19 protein-coding genes and 1 pseudogene are annotated in these 24,397 nt (G+C 68.2%); 13 read left to right on the plus strand and 7 right to left on the minus strand.

Annotation, left to right across the window (positions count from 1 at the left end; genetic code table 11):
• Positions 1 to 6 precede the first annotated feature (6 nt).
• Positions 7 to 1,551, plus strand: coding sequence for a GMC family oxidoreductase (locus H7K45_RS04975; RefSeq protein WP_263994660.1), 1,545 nt, complete (start codon positions 7 to 9; stop codon positions 1,549 to 1,551).
• Here H7K45_RS04975 and H7K45_RS04980 read toward each other — a convergent pair.
• Positions 1,537 to 2,898 (minus strand): LLM class flavin-dependent oxidoreductase, encoded by a 1,362-nt coding sequence (locus H7K45_RS04980; protein ID WP_263994661.1) that lies wholly within the window; start codon positions 2,896 to 2,898, stop codon positions 1,537 to 1,539. The two genes, H7K45_RS04975 and H7K45_RS04980, sit on opposite strands and share 15 nt — an antisense overlap.
• Before the next feature lie 72 nt (positions 2,899 to 2,970).
• Positions 2,971 to 4,200 carry an acyl-CoA dehydrogenase family protein gene (locus tag H7K45_RS04985; RefSeq protein ID WP_263994662.1) on the minus strand — a complete coding sequence of 410 codons (1,230 nt, stop codon included), beginning with the start codon at positions 4,198 to 4,200 and terminating at the stop codon, positions 2,971 to 2,973.
• Between the two features lie 90 nt (positions 4,201 to 4,290).
• Here H7K45_RS04985 and H7K45_RS04990 point away from each other — a divergent pair, with 90 nt between their 5' ends.
• Positions 4,291 to 5,547 (plus strand): alpha/beta fold hydrolase, encoded by a 1,257-nt coding sequence (locus tag H7K45_RS04990; RefSeq protein WP_263994663.1) that lies wholly within the window; start codon positions 4,291 to 4,293, stop codon positions 5,545 to 5,547.
• Here the strand turns inward: H7K45_RS04990 and H7K45_RS04995 are convergent.
• The 4 genes from H7K45_RS04995 to H7K45_RS05010 all read right to left on the minus strand — a co-directional run bounded on the left by H7K45_RS04995 (position 5,534) and on the right by H7K45_RS05010 (position 10,977).
• Complete coding sequence (locus H7K45_RS04995; RefSeq protein ID WP_263994664.1) at positions 5,534 to 7,204, minus strand: ABC transporter family substrate-binding protein; 1,671 nt, start codon at positions 7,202 to 7,204, stop codon at positions 5,534 to 5,536. The genes H7K45_RS04990 and H7K45_RS04995 overlap by 14 nt on opposite strands.
• Before the next feature lie 18 nt (positions 7,205 to 7,222).
• Positions 7,223 to 9,046 (minus strand): dipeptide ABC transporter ATP-binding protein, encoded by a 1,824-nt coding sequence (locus H7K45_RS05000; protein WP_263994665.1) that lies wholly within the window; start codon positions 9,044 to 9,046, stop codon positions 7,223 to 7,225.
• Positions 9,043 to 9,924, minus strand: a complete 882-nt coding sequence (locus H7K45_RS05005) for an ABC transporter permease (RefSeq protein ID WP_263994743.1) — start codon at positions 9,922 to 9,924, stop codon at positions 9,043 to 9,045. Before H7K45_RS05005 ends, H7K45_RS05000 begins: the two co-directional genes overlap by 4 nt.
• 75 nt (positions 9,925 to 9,999) lie before the next feature.
• Positions 10,000 to 10,977, minus strand: coding sequence for an ABC transporter permease (locus H7K45_RS05010; RefSeq protein WP_263994666.1), 978 nt, complete (start codon positions 10,975 to 10,977; stop codon positions 10,000 to 10,002).
• 189 nt (positions 10,978 to 11,166) lie between these two features.
• Here H7K45_RS05010 and H7K45_RS05015 point away from each other — a divergent pair, with 189 nt between their 5' ends.
• On the plus strand, positions 11,167 to 11,424 hold the full coding sequence (locus tag H7K45_RS05015) for a hypothetical protein (RefSeq protein WP_263994667.1): 258 nt from the start codon (positions 11,167 to 11,169) through the stop codon (positions 11,422 to 11,424).
• A gap of 8 nt (positions 11,425 to 11,432) precedes the next feature.
• Here the strand turns inward: H7K45_RS05015 and H7K45_RS05020 are convergent, their stop codons facing one another.
• Entirely contained in the window at positions 11,433 to 11,909 is a 477-nt protein-coding gene (locus tag H7K45_RS05020; RefSeq protein WP_263994668.1) for a hypothetical protein, read from the minus strand.
• Positions 11,910 to 12,072: 163 nt separating this feature from the next.
• On the opposite strand from H7K45_RS05020, the gene H7K45_RS05025 reads away from it, so the two are divergent.
• The 10 genes and pseudogenes from H7K45_RS05025 to H7K45_RS31655 form a co-directional block, all read left to right on the plus strand.
• Positions 12,073 to 12,777: a response regulator transcription factor gene (locus H7K45_RS05025; protein WP_263994744.1), complete on the plus strand. Its 705-nt coding sequence runs from the start codon at positions 12,073 to 12,075 to the stop codon at positions 12,775 to 12,777.
• Positions 12,774 to 14,360 (plus strand): sensor histidine kinase, encoded by a 1,587-nt coding sequence (locus H7K45_RS05030; protein WP_263994669.1) that lies wholly within the window; start codon positions 12,774 to 12,776, stop codon positions 14,358 to 14,360. The genes H7K45_RS05025 and H7K45_RS05030 overlap by 4 nt, the downstream gene beginning before the upstream one ends.
• A 14-nt stretch (positions 14,361 to 14,374) precedes the next feature.
• Entirely contained in the window at positions 14,375 to 16,267 is a 1,893-nt protein-coding gene (locus tag H7K45_RS05035) for a glycosyltransferase family 39 protein (RefSeq protein WP_372512504.1), read from the plus strand.
• Between the two features lie 55 nt (positions 16,268 to 16,322).
• Positions 16,323 to 17,600 carry a bifunctional glycosyltransferase family 2/GtrA family protein gene (locus tag H7K45_RS05040; RefSeq protein ID WP_263994670.1) on the plus strand — a complete coding sequence of 426 codons (1,278 nt, stop codon included), beginning with the start codon at positions 16,323 to 16,325 and terminating at the stop codon, positions 17,598 to 17,600.
• A 31-nt stretch (positions 17,601 to 17,631) separates the two neighbouring features.
• A complete protein-coding gene (locus tag H7K45_RS05045; RefSeq protein ID WP_263994671.1) occupies positions 17,632 to 19,539 on the plus strand; it encodes an ArnT family glycosyltransferase in 1,908 nt (635 codons plus the stop codon).
• Between the two features lie 65 nt (positions 19,540 to 19,604).
• Positions 19,605 to 20,096, plus strand: a complete 492-nt coding sequence (locus tag H7K45_RS05050; protein WP_263994672.1) for a beta-class carbonic anhydrase — start codon at positions 19,605 to 19,607, stop codon at positions 20,094 to 20,096.
• Positions 20,097 to 20,273: 177 nt separating this feature from the next.
• Positions 20,274 to 21,203 carry a sulfate adenylyltransferase subunit CysD gene (gene cysD / locus H7K45_RS05055; protein WP_263994673.1) on the plus strand — a complete coding sequence of 310 codons (930 nt, stop codon included), beginning with the start codon at positions 20,274 to 20,276 and terminating at the stop codon, positions 21,201 to 21,203.
• Positions 21,196 to 23,088: a sulfate adenylyltransferase subunit CysN gene (gene cysN, locus H7K45_RS05060; RefSeq protein WP_263994746.1), complete on the plus strand. Its 1,893-nt coding sequence runs from the start codon at positions 21,196 to 21,198 to the stop codon at positions 23,086 to 23,088. The genes cysD and cysN overlap by 8 nt, the downstream gene beginning before the upstream one ends.
• A complete protein-coding gene (locus tag H7K45_RS05065) occupies positions 23,085 to 23,834 on the plus strand; it encodes a 3'(2'),5'-bisphosphate nucleotidase CysQ (protein WP_263994674.1) in 750 nt (249 codons plus the stop codon). The genes cysN and H7K45_RS05065 overlap by 4 nt, the downstream gene beginning before the upstream one ends.
• 75 nt (positions 23,835 to 23,909) lie before the next feature.
• Positions 23,910 to 24,323 (plus strand): annotated as a pseudogene (locus tag H7K45_RS31655) (DUF222 domain-containing protein); the annotation flags it as partial.
• Between the last annotated feature and the right edge of the window lie 74 nt (positions 24,324 to 24,397).

The raw sequence follows: 24,397 nt of genomic DNA on the forward strand, positions 1-24,397 counted from the left end.
CCCGTCGTGGACACCGATTACATCGTCGTGGGAACCGGATCGGCCGGCGCGGTTCTGGCCAACCGTCTCAGCGAGAACTCCGCAGTGCAGGTGCTGGTCCTCGAGGCCGGCGCGCGCGACAAGGACAAGTTCGTCCACATTCCGGCGGCGTTCTCGAAGCTGTTCAAGTCCGAGGCCGACTGGGACTACTCGACCGAACCGCAGAAGGAACTCGACGGCCGCGAGATCTACTGGCCCCGCGGCAAGGTGCTCGGCGGATCGTCGTCGATGAACGCGATGATGTGGGTGCGCGGGTTCGCCGCCGACTACGACGAATGGGGAGCCGCGGCGGACGAGTCGTGGAGCTATGCCAGCGTCGAGAAGTACCTCGCGCGCATCGAGAGCGGACCGCTGGAAGTGTCCCCGCAGCGCAGCCCGCGCAGCTCGACCGCGTCGTGGCTGTCGGCGGCCGGGGAATGCGGCTACCGCACCGAGGCGCCGAATCTGGCTGCCTCGGAGGGCTTTTGCGAGACCAGGGTCACGCAGCGCCGGGGCGCGCGGTGGAGTACCGCCGACGCCTACCTCAAACCCGCCCTGCGCAGGCCCAACCTCCGGCTGCTCACCGGGGCGATGGTCACGCGGGTTGTGGTGGACGACGGCCGCGCCGTCGGCGTGGAGTACCGGCACGACGGGCGAACCCACGTGGCCAGGGCGCGCCGCGAGGTGGTGCTGAGCGGTGGTGCCGTCAACTCGCCGCAACTGCTGATGCTCTCCGGCATCGGTGACCGCGAACGGCTCGCCGATCACGGCATCGAGACGGTGCGCCACGCGCCCGAGGTTGGCCAGAACCTGATGGATCACCTGTGCGTGCCGGTCGGCTTCGACGCGCACGACGACACCCTGTACGCCGCCGAGAAACCACGCCAGCTCGTCCAATACCTGGTCCGCAGGCGGGGCATGCTGACCTCCAACGTCGGCGAGGCGTATGGATTCGTCCGCAGCCGCGACGATCTCGAACTGCCGGATCTCGAGCTGATCTTCGCTCCGGCGCCCTTCTTCGACGAGGGCATCGGCGGGGGCCATCCGGGACATGCCGTGGTGATGGGGCCGATTCTGCTCAAGCCCCGCAGCCGCGGCAGCGTCACGCTTCGGTCCTCCGATCCGCTGACCAAGCCGGTCATCGACCCGCGTTACCTGACCGACGCCGATGGGGCCGATCGCGCCGCCCTGATGGAGGGCCTGCGCATCACGGCCCGCATCGCGCAGACGCCCACCATGCGGCGACTTCTCGGCGACGTCGTCCGCCCAAGGGACGCGACCGGACTCGACGAGTCGACGCTGGAGCGGGCACTGGAGACGGTCTCGCACACGCTGTACCACCCCGTGGGCACCTGCCGCATGGGCAGTGACGACGCCAGCGTCGTCGATCCTCAGCTCAGGGTTCGCGGCGTGGCTGGGCTCCGGGTGGCCGACGCGTCGATCATGCCCACCATCATCCGCGGGCATACCCACGCACCGAGCGTGATGATCGGCGAGAAGGCCGCCGACCTCATCCGCTCAGCTCGCGACTGAGACGTCGCGCCGCCGCGGTGAGTCGAATGTCGCCGCCGGAAGTCCCAGGTGGTCGCGCAGCGTGGTGCCCGTGTAGTCCTCGCGAAACAGTTTGCGCCGCTGCAGTTCTGGCACCACCGAGTCGACGAAGTCGTTGAAGGTGCCCGGCGATTGAGCCGCCGAGACCATGAACCCGTCGGCCTCGCCCTCGGTGAACGACGCCTCGATCTGGTCGGCGACCTGGGTGGCCGTGCCGACGAACTGGGGCAGCAGCACACCCTGGGCGTACCACTTGCCGATGTCGCGCAGCGTCAGGTTGTCGCGCTGGGCCACACGCCGCGCGGTGTCGAAGAGCCCCTGGGTGCCGGTGACGGCGATGTCCTCGACGGGCGCGTCGAGGTCGTAGCGGGAGAAGTCGTGGTCGGTGTGCACCGACAGGGTGATCAGTCCCGAGATCGGATCGGCGAGCTCGTTGTGGAAGGCCTGCTTCTCGCGGGCGATGGACTCCGTCTCCCCGATGAACGGAATGAAGGCCGGAAAGATCAGCACGCCGTCGGGATCGCGGCCGTAGTTCTCCGCCCGACTCTTGATGTCGTCGTAGTAGGCCTTGCGGCCCTCGGGGGTGGGGTCGATCTCGAAGATGGCCTCGGCCCAGCGCGCGGCGAAGTCCCGCCCGGTACTCGACGATCCAGCCTGAATCAGGACCGGACGTCCCTGCGGTGACCGCGGCACGTTGAGCGGTCCGCGGGTGCGGAAGTACTCCCCGTCGTGGTCCACCCGGCGGACCTTGTCGGGGTCGGCGAACACGCCGGCCTCCTTGTCGAGCACCAGCGCGTCGGCGTCCCAGCTCGACCACAGCTCCACCGCGGTGCGGACGAATTCCTCGGCACGGTCGTAGCGGTAGTCGTGTCCGAGGTGCTCGTCGTAGCCGAAGTTCTGCGCCTCGCTCTGCGTCAGCGAGGTCACGATATTCCAGGCGACCCGGCCGCGGCTGACGTGGTCGAGGCTGGCGAAGATGCGGGCCAACTCGTAGGGGTGGAAGTACGTGGCGGACTTGGTGATCGCGACGCCCAGCTTCGAGGTCACTGCGGCGATGCTGGCCGCCACGATCGACGGATCCAGCGTCGCGGTGGCCTGCGTCCCGCGCCGCAGCGGCTCGGTGACGTCGTCGCCGAAGCGGGCGGGTGCGGCCAGCAGGTCGGCGAAGAACACGAAGTCGAACTTGCCGCGTTCGAGGATCCGCCCGATGCGGTGGTAGTACTCCGGCGTGGTGAAACCCGTGTCGCTGCCGGGGTGCCGCCACGCGGCGTGGGAGTGGGTGACCTGGGAGGCGATCTGGAATCCGCCCAGGTGAAGTTGACGCGTCACGGTGTTCTCGCTTCCCGCGATTCGTGCACCCCCACCCGCGGTGAGCGCGGGTCAGGGTGCACGAATCGCGACTCAGAAGTAGGCGTTGGCGGGCAATGGGGTGTCGTGCAGCAGGTTGGCACCGATCGCGACGGCCTTGTAGGCCACCGGGTTGTGCAGCGTGATGGTGCGGATGTTGCGCCAGTGCCGGTCCAGACCCTTCTGTCGGCTGGCCGCGCTGGCACCCCCGAGTTCCAGCAGCCGCGTCGCGGCTTCCGGGGCGACGGCGTCCAGGTGAACCTTGACCTTGGCGACCTTGATCTGGGCGTCCTGAGCCAGTTGAGCGTCGGGGTTGCCGTCGGCCGTGGTCGACGCAGACGCGGTGGCGACGGCAATTGCCTCGGCGGCGTCGAGCACCGCCGCCTTCGCGATGTAGGCCGTGCTGGCCAGTTCGCCGAGCAGTCGTTGCAGTAGCGGGTCGTCGGTGGGGCGATCGGTGGGGGCGTGGCTGAAGGTGCGGTCCCGCGATCGCAGCAGGGTCACCCCGTCGTCCACGACGCCGGCGAGGATGCCGGCCACCACGGCGTGGATGAACAGTTGCAGGGACGCGTACTGAACCGACGGCACCGCTTCGGCATCGTAGGGTGAGTCGGCGAGGATCTCGTCGCTGGTGACCGCGACGTTCTTGAACACGGTGGTGCCCGTGCCGGTGCGCCGCTGGCCGAAACCGTCCCAGTCGTCGATCAGCTTGACCCCGGTGCGGTCGGCCGGCACCACGACCGTGGCCACGGAGTCGTGGTCGGTGGTGGCGGTGACGGTCAGATAGTCCGAGAACAGGGTGCCGGTGCTGTAGAACTTCTCGCCCTCGAGGCGGTAACCGCCCGCCGGATCGGGCAGCAGTCGCGTGTTGAACACCAGGCTGCCGACGGCGTTGGACCCCTTCTCGCTGAACGCGTTGCCGAACAGCTGGCCGTCGGCCACCTTGCGCAGCCACTGAGATGACGCGGGGTCGCCCGAAGCGGCAGTCCGCAGCCGTTCCTCGGTGAACCAGAAGTGCGTACGGAAGATGTGGGCGACAACCGGATCGGCCCGCGCGACGTCGATGACCGCCGAGAACAGTTGCGGCACAGTCAATCCTGCGCCACCGAGCTCCGGGGGTAGGCGCAGCGTGCCGAAACCGGCGCGTTTGAGGGCCGCCACCTCGTCAAAGGGGTTCTCGTCGTTCAGGTCTCGGTCCTTGGCTCCGGCGGCGATGCGACCGAGCAGCTCATCCCACTGCGGTGAGCCGGGAAGAATGCGGGCGTTGTTCTCGACGGTGGTCATGTCGTCGTTTCTACGCAAGGCCTCGTGCGGCGGCACTGCTTTGGCTCACCCCGAACCTAAGAACGGCGAACCAGGGCACAATGGAGGACGATGACGATGAATGCCGGGCGCCGGCGAGTGCACGACAAGCTGACCGCGTTGCCAGGGGTCGGTTCGGTGCGCAGGCCCATCCTCGACGGCGGGTCCGAGGAGTTCGACCTGTTCTACGTGCGAGTGGGGGAGAAGTCCGACCACCCGCTGCTGTTCATTCCCGGCGGGCCTGGCGCGGCGTCGATCGCGCTCTACCGCGGGCTTCGCAAACATGCCGTCGCCGACGGGCTCGACGTGATCATGGTGGAGCATCGTGGGGTCGGGATGTCGCGCCACGACGACGACGGCGCCGATCTACCGCTGGAGGCGATGACCCTCGAGGCGGCGGTCGCCGATCTCGACGCCGTCCTCGAACACGCCGGCGTCGAGTCGGCCGTGGTGTACGGAACGTCCTACGGCACGTATCTGGCCGCGGGCCTCGGCGTCCGCCATCCGCATCGGATCCACGCGATGATCCTGGATTCGCCACTGCTGTCGGCCGACGACGTCGACGTCGTCCGGGCGGCCGTGCGCCGAGTGCTGTGGGACGGGGTCGAGGGGGAGACCGACGAACTCGCCGCCAAGGTGCGTCAGTTGGTCGCCGACGGGGTGCTTACCCCGGCCGCCACCCAACTGGCGGCCGACATGTACGGCCTCGGGGGGTCCGAGCTGCTCGGTCGTCAGCTCGACCTGCTGCTCTCCGATCACGACTGGGTCTGGGGCGCCGTGGGATTGGGCACACGCCTGATCGTCGAGCGCAAGACGCCATTCCACAACGAGCCGGACCTGGTCGGCCGCATCGGCTACCGCGAGCTGAATTACGGGGCAGTGCCCGACGGTCACCCGCTCGACCCGGCCGTGGCGCTGCGAGACATGGCCACCGGGGAGGTCGACTTCGTCGCCGAACCCTATGACCTCATCGCCGAGATGCCTTCCTTCACGTGGCCGACGGTCGTCATCTCCGGCGGCCGGGACTTGACCACTCCGCGTGCGGTGGCATGCCGGATCGCCGAGTTGATTCCCAACGCGGTGCTCGTCGAGATGCCCAGCAGTGGTCACAGCGTCATCGACACCAAGGAACGGTCGGCGCTCGACATCGTGCACGCCGTCTACGCGGGCGAGATCACCGAATTGCCCAGCCGGTCACCCGAACTGGACGCCGTGCCGAGCCTGCTCAGCGTGCGCCTGCTCAGGCGGGCGATCACCGCGGCCGCCGTCGCCGAATCGGTGCTGCCGTCGGCGGTACCGCGTGCGGTCCGCAACGTCACGACTTCATGAAGCCGATCGCGGTGTAGTCCACGTCGGCCAGCCCGGCCGCACCGAAGTTGGCCAAATTGCTGCGGACCGCGACGTTCCCGGCGGACTGGAACAGCGGCAGGCTCGCGCCCTCGGCCCACACCAGCTCGTCGACCTCGTTGGCCAACGCGCGGGCCTTGTCGGCGTCGAGCTCCGAGAGGGTTTGCTCGATCTTGGCGTCGATCTCGGGGCTGCCGATCTTGCCGAAGTTGCTGTCGCCCTGCGAGGCGTAGATCTGCGGTAGACCCGACAGCGGGAACGCGTCGGCCACCCAGCTGAATTGGGCGATGTCGAAGTTTCCGACGGTGATGTAATTGGTGAAGAAGCCGCTGCCACCCTTGGCCTGGAGGTCGAGCTTGACCCCGATCTGGGCCAGACTGTTCTGGGCGATCTGGCCGACCTGGCGGGTGCTCTGCGCATCGTAGAACAGGTCGCGGATGACGAGCTGCTTGCCGTCCTTCTCCCGGAACTGGCCGTTCATCTTCCAGCCCAGGTCGTCGAGCTCCTTCTTGGCCGCCTCCTGGTCGAAGGCCACGACACCGCTGTTGTCCTGATAGCCCTTCTGGCCCGCCACGAAGACGTGGTTGTTCAGCGGTACCGGTTCGTCGGCCAGTCCGCGCTGGGCCACGTTGGCGATGGTCTGGCGGTCGATGCCCTTGGCAATTGCGTTGCGCAGCTTCGGGTCGGCGAGGATCGACCCCGGCGCGCCGTTGAAGGTGAAGTGATACCAACTGGTGCTCGGCGCTCGCCGAATCGTCACTCCCGCGGTGCGCCGGGCGATCGTCACGTCGTCGAGCGACGAGAGGCCGGTGGCGTCGATGGCGTTGTTCTGCAGCGCAGGCAGTCGCGCGGCGTCGTCGAGGACCAGGAACGTGATCGTGTCCAGCCGGGGCGGCGTGCCCCACCACTTGGGGTTGCGGCTCAAGGTAATTCGCTGCGCCGTGCGGTCCAGTGCGGTCACGATGAACGGACCCGCCGAGGGGCCGGGGCCGTTCAGCTGAGCGGTGTTGAACGCCTCCGGGGTGGCGGTCATGCTCTTCGGTGAGAGCACGGTGTTGCCCGCGAACATGCCCTTCCACTCGGCATAGGGCTTGGCGAAGGTCATGATCGCCTGTCGGTCGTCGACGCCTCGCGTCACCGAGGCGACCCGGTCGCTGCCGTTGGGGGCCGAAATGGCGAAGTCCTTGTTCTTGCCGCTGGTCGCGTCGATCTGAGACTTGATGTCCTCCCAGGTGACCGGCGTGCCGTCGCTCCACACCGCCTTGGGGTTGATCGTGTACGTGACGACCTGTGGATTCGTCTTGGTCAGCTCCACGTTGGTGAAGAAGTCGGTGTTCACCGAGGCGGTTCCGTCGGCGGCGATGCGGAACGCCCGGGGCATGGTGGCCCTGGAGATCGCGGCCGCGTCGGCGGTGGGCCCGTTGATGTGCATCGTGTTGAAGTTGTCGGGGAAGTTGGTCAGGGGGATGCGCAGGTTGCCGCCCTCCTGCAGCGAGGCGGGATCCTGCGGATTCACGTCGTTGGTGGAGCCGATCTCGGCCTTGCCGCCCGCCGACGGTGCTTCCTGGTTGCCACCGGAGCACCCGGTGAGTACGAGTCCGGCGACGAGAAGTGCACTGGCGGCACGACGGATCTGCATGGGACAGACTCTAACCGCTCACGGCTGCGGGACGGCGGCCAGCAACTTCTTGGTGTACTCGTGCCGCGGCCGGGCGAAGATCTCCGCCGCGTCACCGGACTCGACGATCGACCCCTGGTACATCACCACCAGTTGGTCGGCGAGGTGCTTGACCACCGACAGGTCGTGGGAGACGAACAGATACGACAGGCCGAAGCGCTCCTGCAAGTCCAGGAGCAGGTTGACGATCCCTGCCTGGATCGACACGTCCAAGGCGGACACCGGTTCGTCGAGCGCAAGGATCTTGGGCTGCAGCGCCAACGCCCGGGCAATCCCGATGCGCTGCTTCTGGCCACCGGAGAACTCGGCCGGATACCGACCGGCGTCCTCCCTCCGAAGGCCGACGGTGGTCAACAGCTCGGCGACCCGCTCGTCGATGAGCTTGCCGTCGAAGCCGTTGGCGGTCAACGGTTCTGCCAGGACGTCGAAGACGGGCAATCGCGGGTCCAGCGAGGCGACGGGATCCTGGAAGACCACCTGCAGGTCACCGCGCAACGCCCGGCGAGCGCGGTGGTCGAGGGTGGCGACGTCGTGGCCGAGGACTTCGATGGAACCACTCTGCGGCGCAGTCAACTCCAGGACCTGATGCAGGGTCGTCGACTTTCCCGACCCGGATTCTCCGACGATGCCGAGGGTTTGGCCCTGCCGCAGGTCGAAGCTGACCCCGTCGACGGCGCGTACCTCGCCGATCCGGCGCCGGAACACCGCTCCCTTCGTCAGGGTGAAGGTCTTGACGAGCTCGTGCACGTGCAGCACGACCGGGGATTCCGAGTCGGCCCGAACGTCCGGGGGCGCCGTGGACACGCCGTACACGTCGGCCGCCGAGCGGCCTGCGACGTCGTCGGTGCGGATGCAGGCCGCGGTGTGATCGGGTCCGACGGAGACCGGCTCGGGTTCTACGGTGAGACAGTCGTCGACGACCATCGGGCACCGCGGCGCGAACGGGCACCCGGGGGGCAGCGCCGCCATCGACGGTGGGGCGCCGGGAATCGGCACCAAGCGCGAGCCCTGCGCGGCGTCGAGGCGCGGCACCGAACCGAGCAGGCCGACGGTGTAGGGCATCACCCGGCGCTCGCCGAGGCCCGTAACGGGAGCCGTCTCGACGGCCTTGCCGGCGTACATCACCAGCGCCCGGTCGGCGAACTCGGAGACCACCCCGAGGTCGTGGGTGATGATCAGGACACCGGCACCGGTCACGTCGCGGGCGGTCCGCAGCACGTCGAGGATCTGCGCCTGCACCGTGACGTCGAGCGCCGTCGTGGGCTCGTCGCAGATGATGAGGTCCGGATCGTTCGCGATGGCGATGGCGATCACCACGCGCTGTCGTTCACCGCCGGAGAGCTCGTGGGGGAACGACTTGGCGCGGCGCTGCGGCTGCGAGATGCCCACCAGCTCCAGCAGTTCCACGGCCCGGGTCGCGGCGGCCGCCCGGCCGAGGTCACGCTGATGCACGCGCAGTGCCTCCGCGATCTGCTGACCGACCGGGTAGACCGGGGTGAGCGCCGACATCGGATCTTGGAAGACGGTGCCGACGACGCGTCCGCGGATGCGCGACATCCGTTGGTCGTCGAGGCCGATCAGTTCGTCGCCGTGCAATCGCACCGATCCCGACACCCGTGCGTATTCCGGGAGCAGGCCCACGACCGCCATGGCCGTCGCCGACTTGCCCGCACCGGATTCGCCGACCAACGCCACGACTTCACGGGGCGACACGTCGAAGGTCATGCCGCGTACGGCCTCGACGTCCTCGGCGTCGGTGCTGAAGCCGACGCGCAGGTCCTCGACCCTCAGGAGTTCGCTCACGAGCGCCGCCGCCGGCGGGGTTTCGAGCCGGGGTCGATCGCGTCGCGCAGACCGTCACCGATCACGTTGGCGCACAACACGATCAGCACCAGGATGCCTGCCGGAAACAGGAACACCCATGGGAAGGTCGTCACCGACGGGGTGCCGTCGGCGATCAACGTGCCCAGTGAGACGTCGGGCGGCTGGATGCCGAAACCCAGGAATGACAGCCCGGTTTCGGCCAGGATGGCCACACCCACGTTCAAGGTGGTGTCGATGATGAGGATCGAGGCGACGTTCGGCAGGACGTGGCGCACGATGATCCGCCGGTTGGATACGCCCATGTACCTTGCGGCGGTGACGAATTCGCGCTCGCGCAGGCTCATCGTCATACCGCGGACGATGCGCGCGCTGATCATCCAGCTGAACGCCGCGAGCAACAGGATCAACGAGAACACCCGGCCCGACTCGCCGAGCCGCGGTGTCACGATCGCGATGAGGATGAAGCTCGGCACCACCAGCAGGAGGTCGACCACCCACATCGCCGTGCGGTCTCGCCACCCACCGAAGTAGCCGGCCACGGCACCGACGGTGGCCGCGATGACCGTGGAGAGGAACGCCACGCAGACGCCGATGAGCAGGGACTTCTGCATGCCGCGCAGAGTTTGGGCCAGCAGGTCCTGGCCAAGGCCGTTGGTGCCGAACCAATGGCTGGTGCTCGGCGGTTGCTGCAACGCCAGGAAGTCCAGATCGGTGTAGCTCCACGGGAGCAGTGGTGGCAGCGCGTAGCACCCGACGAACATCACCGCCAGCACGATGAGGGCGGCCACCGCGAGGCGGTTGCCGAGGAAGCGGCGTGTGGTCAGCGCGCGGCGAGAGGCGAAGTGGCCTGCGTCCACGCCCGATCGGGCCGTCGTCGACGCCTCCGTGGTCACGGGTTCGGTCACCACATCGCTCCTCGCGTGCGCGTCATGTCACGCCACCCTGACCCTTGGGTCCAACGCCGCGTAGATGACGTCGGAGAGCAACCCGGCCAGCAGGATGGTGGCACCGGTGAAGACCGTGATCGCGGCGATGATGTTGGTGTCCTGGGTGGCGATGGCCTGGACCACCCACTCGCCCATGCCGTGCCATCCGAAGATCTTCTCCACGAACACCGCTCCCGTCACGAGTCCGCCGACGCCGTAGGCGAACAGCGTGGCCATCGGTATCAGCGCGGTGCGCAGACCGTGCTTGAACAACGCCTGCCGCCGGGTCAGCCCCTTCGCGCGGGCAGTGCGGATGAAGTCCTGCCCCAGCACGTCGAGCATGGCGTTGCGTTGATAGCGGCTGAAGCCGGCGATCGAGAACAGCGCCAGGGTGGTGGTCGGCAGGACGAGGTGCTGCAGGCGGTCGAGGAACTGGCTGCCCGCCCCGCCGGAGACGGTCGGGGACGACTCGCCGGTGTACTCGAAGAGATTGAAGCCCAGCGCGGTGTTGCTGCGCAGCGCCCCGAGGATGAGCAGGTTGGCCACGACGAAGGTGGGCATGCTGATCAGCAGCAGTGACAGGACGGTGATCACGCGGTCCGACACCCGGTACTGCCGGACCGCACCCCACGCGCCGACCACCACCCCGATGACGGTGCCGAGCACCGAGCCCAGGAACACCAGCCGCAGGCTCACCCCGATGCGCCGGCCCAGTTCGTCGGACACCGGCTGCCCGGCCACCGTCGTGCCGAAGTCGCCCTGCACGGCTTCGCTCACCCAGTGCACGTAGCGGAGGGGAATCGGCTTGTCCAGCGCAAGCTCGGCAGCCTTCGCGTCGATCACCGACTGGGGGGGCCGCGGGTTGCGACCTTCCAGACTGTCCAGCGGTTTGAACGACCACGACGCGAGCGCGAAGGTCAGGAACGACGCCAGCAACAGCAGCACGACGTAGTTCAGGGCCCGGCGGGCGAGGAAGCGCGTCATGGGGCGCCCGTCGGAAACTGCATGGCCACAGGGTAGGAGATGAACCCCGACGTGCCGTCGTCGGCTCGTGGCCGGATTGGCTGGGAACGGGCTTGGTGTTTGATGCGCGTCTGCTGGGGTTACCCGAGGAGGCAGCGGGGGCGCCGAACGTCGGCACATCCGAACAGCCCCGATTTGGGAGGAACCGTGATGAACCGCAAGAACATGAAGGTGATTGCCGCGAGCGTCGGCGCAGGCGCTGTGATCGCTGGTGGCGCATTGACCGCCGCATCGACGAGCTGGGCCGAGCCCGAGCCGTCGACCCCCGGCCCGGTGCCCACCGAAGAGGCCACCATCGGCGAGACCACGACCGAGACAGCACCGCCCACCACCCCGACCACGTCGTCGGCGGTGCCCGAGATCGAGGGCCCGGCGGCGTTGCCGCCGGAGCAGGAAGGCGCGCTGTAGATCCTGGCTCAGTGACCAGGCGACAGGGGAGGCCCCATGGTGGTGACCACGGCGGCCTCCCCGTTTCGCGTGGCCTTGATGACGACGGTGTCGCCCGTGGCGAAGGGAGGCTTCGCCGCGGTTTCCTCCGGCTCGCGAATGACGTAGCTCTCGGTGAAGCCGTCCGCGCTGCGGGCGGTCACGGCGCTGGGTGAGATCGCCGTGATGATGCCGGTCTGCTCGAGCACCGTGGAGTAGCCCCCATGATCGTCGGGCACGACGTACTCCCCGTGCAGAGCCGCCGGATCGGTCTCGGCGCGGTGGCCTCCCGGCGGGGGTCCCTGGGGCCCCCCAAAACCGGCGAAGTCGCCGAAGCCTCCGAATCCGCCGGCCCCACCGTGGAAACTCGTCGCCGTCGCCGCACTGATCGCCGCCCCACCCACGCCCGCGACGGCCGCCGCCACCGCAACGGCGCCAAGTGTCTTGCGCATTCCCCACGTGTTCACGACGACCACTGTGCCGGTCGAGGCTATGCGCCAGCTGTGAGCTGGTCTTCACAGCTTGCGCATAGGGTCGGCACAGGAGTCGCCCATGGCGCAGATCGACAATGAGGACGTGACCACCATGAACGGCGCCGATCGCGAGCACGCCGACCCCGCCCGGCTCGTCATGCGCAGGTCGGACGGCAAGCCGATCAACGTGCTGGTCGTCGACGACGAACCGGTACTCGCGGAGTTGGTGTCCATGGCGCTGCGCTACGAGGGGTGGGACATCTCGACCGCTGGCGACGGACAGACGGCCATCGCCGTGGCGAAGGAGAACCCGCCCGACGTGGTGGTGCTCGACGTCATGCTGCCCGACATGAGCGGGCTCGACGTGTTGCACGAGTTGCGCGCCCAGATTCCCGGCCTGCCGCTGCTACTCCTCACGGCCAAGGACTCCGTCGAAGACCGCATCGCCGGGCTCACCGCAGGCGGTGACGACTACGTCACCAAGCCCTTCAGCCTCGAAGAGGTCGTGCTGCGGCTGCGCGCGCTGCTGCGGCGCACCGGGGTTGCCGACGAGACGGGCGGCGCGCAGATCGTCGTCGGGGACCTGGTGCTCGACGAGGACAGCCACGAGGTCACCCGTGCGGGTGAGCCGATCACGTTGACCGCGACCGAATTCGAGCTGCTGCGGTTCATGATGCGCAACGCGAAGCGAGTGCTGAGCAAGGCCCAGATCCTGGACCGGGTGTGGAGCTACGACTTTGGCGGTCGGTCCAACATCGTCGAGTTGTACGTGTCGTACCTCCGCAAGAAGATCGACAGCGGCCGCGAGCCGATGATCCACACGTTGCGCGGCGCCGGGTACGTGCTCAAGCCTCCGCGATGAGCGCAGCTGCCGCCGTGCGGTCCGAACCACACAGCAAGCTGTTCGAGCCGCGGACGTGGTCGCTGCGGGCGCGGTTGCTGCTCACGCAGATCGTGTTGCTCGCCGTGGTGTGTGCCAGCATCGGAATCGCGACGGAATTCGCGCTGGAACGCTTCCTGATGCGTCAGCTCGACTCGCAGTTGGTGGAGGCGGGCAAGCGGTCCGCGGCGATCTTCGACCTGCCGCCACCGAGGTTCATGCCGAGCCAATTCCCCGACCGGGTGTTCGATCCGGAGGTGGGCCCCGGTCCGGGCTTCCTCAACGCTCCCGGGCAGGCGACGCGCATGGTCGGTGCCGTGGTGTCCAGCGACGGTGCGGTCGACGCCGGGGTCATCACCCTGGACGGCGGCCGCGCCGAGGTGACCTCGGCGGCGTCCGCTGCGCTGGCGAAGGTGCCGCCGACGCGCACCCCGCTGACGATGGACATCGACGGGCTCGGCCGCTACCGGGTGATCGCGCTGCACGCCCGCCACGGCAGCCAGACGATCGTGACGGGACTTCCGATGTCGGTGGTCGACGACACCGTGCTGTGGGTGGTGGGCATGTTCTGCATCCTGGGGGTGATCGCCTTGGTCGCCGCCACCACCGTCGGCATCGTCGTCATCCGACGGCAGCTGGCGCCGCTGTCACGCGTCACCGAGGCGGCGCGCGACGTCGCCGGGCTCGAACTCGACAAGGGCGAGGTCAACCTGCCCAGCGAGATCGTCCGAGTCGCCCCCGACGGGGCCCACACCGAGGTCGGTCAGCTCGGCACTGCGCTGAACACGATGCTCGACCGCGTGGCCGGGGCCCTGTCGGCGCGTCACGCCAGCGAGACGAGGGTGCGTCAGTTCGTCGCCGACGCCAGCCACGAGTTGCGCACCCCCCTGGCCGCAATTCGTGGTTATACCGAACTCGCGCAACGCAAGCGGCGCGAACTTCCCGACGACGTCGCCCATGCCATGAGCCGAGTCGAGTCCGAGACCGGTCGCATGACCCACCTCGTCGAGGACCTTCTGCTGCTGGCACGACTCGATTCGGGTCGAGCCCTGGTGCGCGAACCGGTCGACGTGTCGAGACTGGTGGTCGACGCCGTCAGCGACGCGCACGTCGCCGGTCCCGACCACGACTGGGCGCTCGACCTGCCTGAAGAACCGGTCACGGTGGTCGGTGACGAGGCGCGGCTGCAGCAGGTGCTGGTCAATTTGTTGGCCAACGCCAGGATTCACACGCCGCCGGGCACGTCGGTCACGACGTCGTTGGCCCGCGACGGCGACACGGCCGTCCTGACCGTGACCGACGACGGACCCGGCATCGCCTCGAGCCTGTTGCCGGAGATCTTCGAGCGCTTCGCCCGGGGCGATTCGTCACGTTCGCGATCGGGTGCCGCGCCAGCCGGGGGCAGTACCGGTCTTGGTCTGGCGATCGTCGCCGCCGTGGTCAAGGCGCACGAGGGCGCCATCGCCGTCCGCAGCGACGAGGGCCGGACCGAGTTCGTCGTCACACTGCCGACGTACACGGAAGTCTCACAGCCCGCCCACAGCTCGAGCCCATCCGTTGCCTAGCCGACGTGACGACGATGAATGAGGTGACTGCCGTACTGACGCGCCCCGCGCACGCCGCCGACGGCGCCGACGACCATGCCGACCGGCACCCACGCGCGACGCGCGGTGAGCGGATCTCCCTCGGTGTGTTGCTGATCGCCACGGCGCTGCTCTATCTGTGGAACCTCGCGGCCAGCGGATGGGCCAACGGCTTCTACTCGGCGGCCGTGCAGGCCGGTGCCGACGACTGGACGGCGATGCTGTTCGGATCCAGCGACGCCGGAAACGCGATCACCGTCGACAAGACGCCAGCGGCACTGTGGGTGATGGACGTCTCGGTGAGGCTGTTCGGGCTCAACTCGTGGAGCATCCTGGTGCCTCAGGCGCTGGAGGGCGTGGCCGCGGTCGGGTTGCTCTACGCCGCGGTGCGTCGTGCGGCCGGTCCGTCGGCCGCGTTGCTCGCCGGCGCCGTGTTCGCCCTCACGCCCGTGGCGGCGTTGATGTTTCGCTTCAACAACCCCGATTCCCTGCTGGTGCTCGCCCTCGTCGCAGGCGCCTACTGCGTCCAACGGGCGTGCGAGCGGGATGCCAACCGGTGGTGGCTGATCGGCGCGGGCGCAGCCGTCGGCATCGGCTTCCTGGCCAAGATGATGCAGGCCTTCCTGGTGTTGCCCGCGTTCGGGCTGGCCTACCTCGTCGCCGCCGCCGTGCCGCTGCGGACCCGGCTGGTGAGGCTGATCGCAGCGCTGGCGGCAATGGTGCTCAGCGGCGGGTGGTATCTGCTGCTCGTCGAGCTGTGGCCGGCGTCGTCGCGGCCCTACATCGGTGGATCCCAGGACGACAGCATCGTCGAACTCGCTTTGGGCTACAACGGGATTGGCCGGCTCACCGGTGAGGAGACCGGCGGCCTCGGCAACATGAACTTCGACGTTGGCTGGGGCCGGCTGTTCGGCGTGTCGATGGGCACCTTCAGCGCATGGCTCATTCCGGCCGCGGTGATCTGCGTCGCCGCCGGGCTGATCCTCACCCGCCGCGCCCCGAGGACCGATCCGGCGAGGGCAGGCCTGATCATCTGGGGCGGCTGGCTGGTGGTGACCGCCGTCGTCTTCAGCTTCGCCAACGGCATCCTGCATCAGTACTACACCGTCGCCCTCGCCCCGGCGATTGGCGGTAGCATTGGGATCGGTGCAATCATGCTGTGGCGCAACAGAAATGACGTCCGATCCGCCGTCGCGCTGGCCGGCACCGTCGCGGTGACGGTAATCCTCGCGGCGGTTCTGCTGGCGCGCCGCCAGGACTGGCTGCCGTGGCTCGGCACCGCGATTGCCGTCGCCGGCATCGGTGCCGCCGTGCTGCTCCTCGTCATCGGGCGGTTGCCCCGACGGGTGGGCACCGCGGTGGCGGGGCTGGCCATCGTGGCGTGTCTGGCCGCGCCGACGGCCTATTCACTCGCCACGGCCGCCACCCCGCACTCCGGAGCCATTCCGTCGGTCGGGCCGGCCCGGGGCCACGGAGGCTTCGGCGGACCGGGAGGACCCGGCAGCTTCCTTGACATCCCGAAGGCGGGGCCGGGGCTGGTCCAACTGCTCTCCGACGGCGCCGAGGGCTTCCGATGGGCGGCCGCGGTGGTGGGTTCCAGCAATGCCGCGGGCTATCAACTCTCCGCCGGTGTGCCGGTCATGGCGGTGGGCGGGTTCAACGGCACCGACCCAGCGCCGACGCTGTCGGAGTTCCAGCGCGACGTCGCCGACGGCCGAATCCATTACTTCATCACCGCCCACTCCATGTTCGGCATGCCGATGGGGCGCGGCACGACCGGCAGCCGCGACGCCGCTGACATCGGCGAATGGGTCGAAGCGCACTACTCGCCCGTCACGGTCGACGGTGTCGTCCTCTACGACCTGACAGAGGTGCCTCATCACTCATAGCCGACGCATAGCTTGCGCAAACGGTCGCCACGAGCAACCGAACGACGATGGAGACATGACCGACATTCAGGAAGCCGACCTCACGGAGGTCGCGATGGTTCCCAGGGCCACGGCGTTCGGATCGCGGCCCAACGCCGCGCAGGAGGCCCGGCGGCTCGGCGTCCCGGTGCTCGACGTGGTGATCCCGGTCTACAACGAGCAGACCGCGCTCGCCGACTCGGTGCGCAGGCTGCACCGCTACCTCAGCGACAACTTCCCCTACCAGGTGCGCATCACGATCGCCGACAACGCCAGCGTCGACGACACCCCGCGCATCGCCGCGGAGCTGGCCGAAGAACTCGACGGCGTCCGCGCGGTGCGGCTGGAGGAGAAGGGTCGCGGACGCGCCCTTCACCACGTCTGGTCGCATTCCGACGCGATGGTCCTGGCGTACATGGACGTCGACCTGTCGACGGACCTGGCCGCGGTCAGCCCGCTCGTCGCCCCGCTGATCTCCGGACACTCGGACCTGTCGATCGGCACCCGACTCGGTCGCGGGTCCCGCGTCGTGCGCGGACCGAAGCGCGAGTTCATCTCGCGCTGCTACAACCTGATCCTGCGCTCGACGCTGCAGGCCCGGTTCTCCGACGCCCAGTGCGGTTTCAAGGCGATCCGCGCCGACGTCGCCGACCGGTTGCTGCCGCACGTCGCCGACACCGGGTGGTTCTTCGACACCGAACTCCTGGTGCTCGCCGAGCGCAGCGGTCTGCGGATCCACGAGGTACCGGTCGACTGGGTCGACGACCCCGACAGCCGGGTCGACATCATCGCCACCGCGACCGCAGACCTCAAGGGCGTCGGTCGGTTGCTGCGCGGCTTCGCGAGCGGCTCCATCCCGGTCAACGCCATTGCCGCGCAACTGGCTCCGTCGCAGTCGTCGACGGCCGAACCGAACTCGCTGTTCCGCCAGGTGGTGCGGTTCGGCGCCGTGGGCGTCCTGTCGACGGTGGCCTACCTGCTGCTGTTCATGACCCTGCACCCGTTGATCGGTGCGCAGGTGGCGAACTTCGTCGCACTCCTGGTGACCGCGATCGCCAACACCGCGGCCAACCGCCGCTTCACGTTCGGGGTGTCGGGCACGCGCAAGGCGGGCCGCCACCACGTCGAGGGGCTCATCGTCTTCGCGATCGCGCTGGCGATCACCAGCGGCGCGTTGGCCGGGCTGCACGCCTTCGTCGACCAACCACACAAGGCGCTCGAGCTCTCGGTGCTGGTGCTGGCCAATCTGCTGGCGACCGCCGTCCGCTTCGTCCTGCTGCGCGGCTGGGTGTTCCACCCCCGTCGCAACCACTGACTCCGACCACGACACTCACGAGGACCGTTCCATGACACTGACTGCCGACGACGTCACCCACGACGCCGTCATCGACGAACAGGGAACACCATCCGCGCCCCGCTGGACGCGTCCGGCGTTCTGGGCACTGCTGGTGGGCACCGGCGTGCTGTACCTGTGGGGGCTCGGCTCCTCGGGCTGGGCCAACAGCTACTACGCCGCGGCCGCCCAGGCTGGCACGCAGGACTGGAAGGCGTGGCTGTTCGGGTCCTTCGACGCCGGCAACGCGATCACCGTCGACAAGCCGCCCGCCGCGATGTGGGTCATGGGGTTGTCCGGCAGGCTGTTTGGCTTCAACGAATTCACCATGCTGCTGCCCGAGGCCTTGATGGGCGTCGGTGCGGTCGCGATGCTGTACCTCGTGGTGCGGCGCACCAGCGGGCCCTCGGCGGGCTTGATCGCCGGCCTGGTGCTGGCGTTGACACCGGTGGCGACGTTGATGTTCCGCTTCAACAACCCCGACGCGCTGCTGGTGCTTCTGCTGCTGGTCGCGGCGTACTGCACAGTGCGGGCCATCCAGGCCGACACTGCGCGACGGATGACCATGTGGATGGCGTGGACCGGGTGCGCCGTCGGCTTCGCCTTCCTCACCAAGATGCTGCAGGCCTTCCTCGTCGTACCCGGCCTTGCGGTGGCCGTGTTGGTGGCGGCGCCGTTCGGCGTGTGGCGGCGGCTGGGTGCGCTGCTGGTCGCCGGTGCGACGATGATCGTGTCGGCCGGCTGGTACATCGCGCTGGTCAGCCTGTGGCCGGCCGATTCCCGTCCCTACATCGCGGGGTCGACTGACAACAGCCTGCTGCAGTTGGCCCTTGGCTACAACGGTATTCAGCGCATCGCGGGCAACGAGGGCGGCGGCCCCGGTGGCGGGGGCGGCCCCGGCCCCGGGCACGGTCCCGGCGGTGGAGGCATGAACTTGTTCTTCGGCGGCGACCCGGGCATCGGCCGGCTCTTTGGCGCCTCGATGGGTGCCGAGGCCTCTTGGCTGCTTCCCGCCGCTCTGATCGGCATCGTCGTGCTGGCCTGGACGACGCTGCGAGCGCCGCGCACCGACCGCGTTCGTGCGGGTCTATTGCTGTGGGGCGGTTGGCTTCTGGTGACCGGCGCGGTGTTCAGCTTCATGGCCGGGACGGTGCATCCGTACTACAACGTCGCGCTCGCGCCCGCCGTGGCCGCACTGGTCGGCATCGCCGTCGCGCAGCTCGTCGCGCGCCGAGAGAAGTTGGTCGCGCGTCTGGTGCTCGGCGCGATGCTGGTGGCCACGGGCGTGTGGTCCTTCGTGTTGCTCGATCGCACGCCGGACTGGTGGCCGGCCATCCGGTGGATCGTGCTCGCCGGTTCGATCGTGTTGGCACTGCTGATCGCGCTGCGGGCCAACCGGTTGGGCAAGGCATCGGTGGCCGTGGTGGTGGCGACGGCCGTCGTCGGCCTTGCCGGCCCCACGGCGTTCTCGATCTACAACGTGGTAAGTGCTCACAACGGGCCCGGGACGATGTCGGGACCGCAGAAGGCGGGCGGGTTCGGCGGACCGGGCGGACCTGGCGGTCCGGGGGCGCGCGGTGACTCCGCACAGCTCGAGGCGCTCATCGAGGGCACCCACACCCGTTGGGCGGCAGCGGGTATCGGCTCGATGTCGGTGGGCGATCTGGAGCTGAAGACCGGTGCGTCGCTGATGTCCATCGGTGGCTTCACCGGCGGAGATCCGTCGCCGACGCTGGGGCAGTTCCAGCAGTACGTGGCCGACGGGCAGGTGCGCTACTTCCTGGCCGACTCGGGCCGTGGTGGGCCGTTCGGTCATCGCACCGGTTCGGCCAGTGACATCACGCAGTGGGTGGAGAAGACCTTCACCAAGACCGACGTCGGCGGGACGACCGTCTACGACCTGCAATCACCGCGATCCTGACCCTCGATGTGCGGGCGGACGGCAGCTAGCGTCGGTACTGCCGTCTGCCCGCATAGGAGGTCCCAATGTCCGTGACCGACGAGTATCTCAAGAACAACGAGGCGTACGCCGCGGGCTTCAGCGGACCGCTGCCACTACCGCCGAGCAAGCACGCCGCGGTGGTCGCCTGCATGGACGCCCGCCTCGACGTGTACCGAATCCTGGGCTTGGCCGAGGGGGAGGCGCACGTCATTCGCAATGCGGGCGGCGTGGTGACCGACGACGAGATCCGTTCCCTGGCCATCAGCCAGCGGCTGCTCGGTACGCGCGAGATCATCCTGATCCACCACACCGACTGCGGCATGCTGACCTTCACCGACGACGGGTTCAAGCAGCAGATCCAGGACGAGACGGGCCTCAAGCCGGAGTGGGCGGCCGAGGCGTTCACCGATCTCGAGGAGGACGTGCGGCAGTCGTTGCGCCGCATCGAGGCCAGCCCATTCGTCACCAAGCACGAGTCGTCCAGGGGCTTCGTCTTCGACGTGGCCACGGGCAAGCTGGCCGAGGTCACGCTCTAGGGGTTCCCCTCGTCGAGTGTGCTGTGGGATCGCGAATCCTGCTGGTCTCGCGATCTCCCAGCACACGCGATGGGGGAGTTTGGCGTCAGATCTTCGTTGACACGTCTTGCCGGTGCCGGTTACATTCCTGGGCATGATTGCAATTCTGGTTAACTTCACCAAGATAGTGGTGAAGGCGTGACCGCGACGCAGGATTTGGACCGCGCGGCCGGCAAGTACGAGCTGAGCCATCTGCGGTCGTTGGAAGCCGAGGCGATCCACATCATCCGCGAGGTGGCGGCCGAGCTCGAGAAGCCGGTGTTGCTGTTCTCCGGCGGCAAGGACTCGATCGTCATGCTTCACTTGGCGCTCAAGGCCTTTCGACCCGGTCGGCTGCCGTTTCCCGTGATGCACGTCGACACCGGCCACAACTTCGACGAGGTGCTGGCCGTCCGCGACGAGCTCGTCGAGTCCTCCGGCGTGCGCCTCGTCGTCGCCAAGGTGCAGGACGACATCGACGCGGGGCGAGTCGTCGAAACCATCCCGTCGCGCAACCCGATGCAGACCTTCACGCTCCTGCGCGCCATCCGCGAGAACAAGTTCGACGCCGCGTTCGGTGGCGCCCGGCGCGACGAGGAGAAGGCCCGCGCCAAGGAGCGGGTGTTCAGCTTCCGCGACGAGTTCGGTCAGTGGGACCCCAAGGCGCAGCGACCCGAACTGTGGAACCTCTACAACGGCCGCCACCACAAGGGTGAGCACATCCGGGCATTCCCGATCTCGAACTGGACCGAGTTCGACATCTGGTCCTACATCGGCGCCGAGAAGATCACGCTGCCGTCGATCTACTACGCCCACGAGCGACCGGTGTTCGAGCGCGACGGCATGCTGCTGGCCGTCCACAAGTACATGCAACCCCGCAAGGACGAGAAGGTGGTCGACAAGGTGGTGCGCTTCCGCACCGTTGGCGACGTCACCTGCACCGGGTGTGTCGAGTCCACCGCCCGCACGGTGTCCGAGGTGATCGCCGAGACCGCGGTCTCGCGCCTGACCGAACGCGGCGCGACGCGCGCCGACGACCGCATCTCCGAGGCGGGGATGGAAGACCGCAAGCGCGAGGGGTATTTCTGATGCCGGGGCGAGCGAAGCGACGGGGAGAATAGACATGGCTACTCTGCTACGGCTGGCCACTGCGGGTTCCGTCGACGACGGCAAGTCGACGCTCATCGGGCGGCTGCTGTTCGACAGCAAGGCCGTGATGGAGGACCAGCTGGCCTCCGTCGAGCGCACCTCCAAGGAGCGCGGTCACGACTACACCGACCTGGCTCTGGTGACCGACGGTCTGCGTGCCGAGCGCGAGCAAGGCATCACCATCGACGTGGCCTACCGCTACTTCGCCACGGCCAAGCGCAAATTCATCATCGCCGACACTCCGGGGCACGTGCAGTACACCCGCAACATGGTGACCGGAGCGTCGACCGCCCAGCTGGTGATCGTGTTGGTCGACGCGCGGCACGGCCTGCTGGAACAGTCGCGGCGCCACGCCTTCCTGGCGTCCCTGCTCGGCATTCAGCACATCGTGTTGGCGGTCAACAAGATGGACCTGGTCGACTGGGACCAAGAGCGGTTCGAGAAGATCCGCGACGACTTCCACGAATTCGCCGCCCGCCTCGACGTGCAAGACGTCACGACGATCCCGCTCTCGGCGCTCAACGGCGACAACGTGGTCACCAAGTCCGACGCCTCGCCCTGGTACGAGGGCCCGGCGCTGCTGAGCCACCTCGAAGAGGTCTACATCGCCGGTGACCGCAACCTGGTCGACGTCCGATTCCCCGTGCAGTACGTCATCCGGCCGCAGACCCGCGAGCATGCCGACCACCGCAGCTATGCAGGAACCATCGCCAGCGGCGTGATGCGCACGGGAGACGAGGTGGTGGTGCTGCCCGCGGGCAAGACCAGCCGGATCACCCAGATCGAAGGTCCCGCAGGACTTCTCGACGAGGCCTTCGCGTCGATGGCGGTGTCGATCAGCCTGGCCGACGACATCGACATCTCTCGCGGCGACATGATCGCCCGGCCCAACAATCAGCCCCACGTCACCCAGGACTTCGACGCCACCATTTGTTGGATGTCCGACGACGCGGCGCTCGAGCCGGGTCGCGACTACGTCATCAAACACACCACGCGGACGACGCGCGCCAAGGTGTCGGCTCTCGACTACCGGCTCGACGTCAACACGCTGCACCGCGACAAGAGCGCAACGGCGTTGAAGATCAACGAACTTGGCCGGGTCACCCTGCGGACCCAGATGCCGCTGCTGCTCGACGAGTACTCCCGCAACGCCGCCACCGGCTCGTTCATCCTGATCGATCCCGACACCAACGGCACGGTGGCCGCGGGCATGGTTCGCGACACCACGCCGGCGGCGACGCGCTCGGCCACCCCCAATGCCGTTCGCCACCAGAACCTCGTCACCGCCGAGGACCGTCTGTCGCGGGGGAGCACGGTGTGGTTCACGGGGTTGTCGGGCTCCGGCAAGTCGTCGGTCGCGATGCTCGTCGAGCAGAAGCTGCTCGAGAGTGGCCGTCCCGCATACGTCCTCGACGGTGACAACCTGCGCCACGGCCTGAACGCCGATCTGGGGTTCACGATGGCCGACCGAGCCGAGAACCTGAGACGGTTGGCCCACATCGCGACGCTGCTGGCTGACTCCGGGCAAATCGTGCTGGTGCCCGCCATCAGCCCGCTGGAGGAGCATCGTGCGCTCGCCCGCAAGGTTCACGAAGACCAGGGTTACGATTTCTTCGAGGTCTTCTGCGACACCCCGCTGCAAGACTGCGAACGTCGAGATCCGAAGGGGCTCTATGCCAAGGCGCGGCGTGGCGAGATCACGCATTTCACCGGCATCGACAGCCCGTATCAGCGGCCCAAGAACCCGGATCTGCGTCTCACCCCGGATTGTGACGTGACCGAACTCGCCCAGCACGTCATTGACATGATCGACGCGAAGAAGTGAGCGCCGACCACGAGCTGGCGGCGCGCCTGGCGACCGAGGCAGGTCGGCTGCTGCTCGATGTGCGTACCGAGCTGGCCGACGCCACCGCCGCCGAGCGAAAGGACGCCGGGGACAAGCGAGCTCACGCCTTTCTGATGACGGCGCTGGCGACCGAGCGACCCGATGACGCGGTGCTGTCGGAGGAGGCCACCGAGGAGGAGAAGGCCAACTCGACTCGGCTGAGCGCCGACCGGGTGTGGATCGTCGACCCCCTCGACGGAACGCGGGAGTTCGGCGAGTTGGGTCGCGACGACTGGGCGGTGCACGTGGCACTGTGGCAGTCCGGCGAACTGGTCGCGGGCGCGGTGGCACTCCCCGCGCAGGGCGTGACGTTGGCGACGCCGACGGTGGCGCCCCCGGCGGCCATGCCTGCGGCGCCGCGCGTGATCGTGTCGAGGACGCGGCCGCCGGCCGTCGCGCTTGCGGTGCGGGAGGCCCTGAACGGAACCCTGGTCGAAATGGGTTCGGCTGGAGCAAAGGTCGCGGCCGTCGTGCAGGGTGTCGCGGACGCCTACGTGCACGCGGGCGGTCAGTACGAGTGGGATTCGGCTGCCCCCGTCGCGGTCGCGCGGGCAGCTGGACTGTTCACCTCGCGTCTCGACGGATCGCCGCTGCGCTACAACCAGGCCGACGTGTCGATGCCCGACCTCATCGTCTGCCGCCCCGAGCTGGCCGACGCGGTCTTGGCGGTGACCACCGAACACTGAAACCTCTTGTCCAACTTTGGTTTCAGTGGTCACATCGTCGATTGTCTTGTCGGTGGGTCGTACTAATGTTCGGGTATGAGTTCGGATCGGGTCGCCGCAGCAGTCGCGGGGATCCGTGCTGCCGTCGCCGAACTCGTTACCCTGGACTGTGATCGGTTCACCCACCTCGAACTAGTCGAGTTGCTCGGGGAACTGGAGACGGTGACCTGGCAGCTGCCCACCGTCGGGCACCGGGTGATCGCCCGACTGCAGCGCGAAGCGTCGCCAACCGAACTGGGCGCCAAGTCGTTGGGAAGCGTGTTGACCCAGCGACTTCGGATCTCCGGCAAGGAGGTCCGCCGACGGCTTCACGAGGCAGAAGATCTCGGGCCGCGGGCGACCGTGACAGGGCAGCCGCTGGCGCCCAAGTTGGCCCCGACCGCCGACGCTCAAGCCGACGGGGTGCTGGGGCCCGAACACGTGTCGGTGATTCGAGGCTTTCTGGACAAACTCCCGACGTGGGTGGACCCCGAAGTCCGGGAACTCTCGGAGAAGACGTTGGTGCACATCGGGTCGGGCACCGG

This window comes from Mycobacterium yunnanensis, assembly GCF_025823185.1.
Classification (GTDB): Bacteria; Actinomycetota; Actinomycetes; order Mycobacteriales; family Mycobacteriaceae; genus Mycobacterium; species Mycobacterium yunnanensis.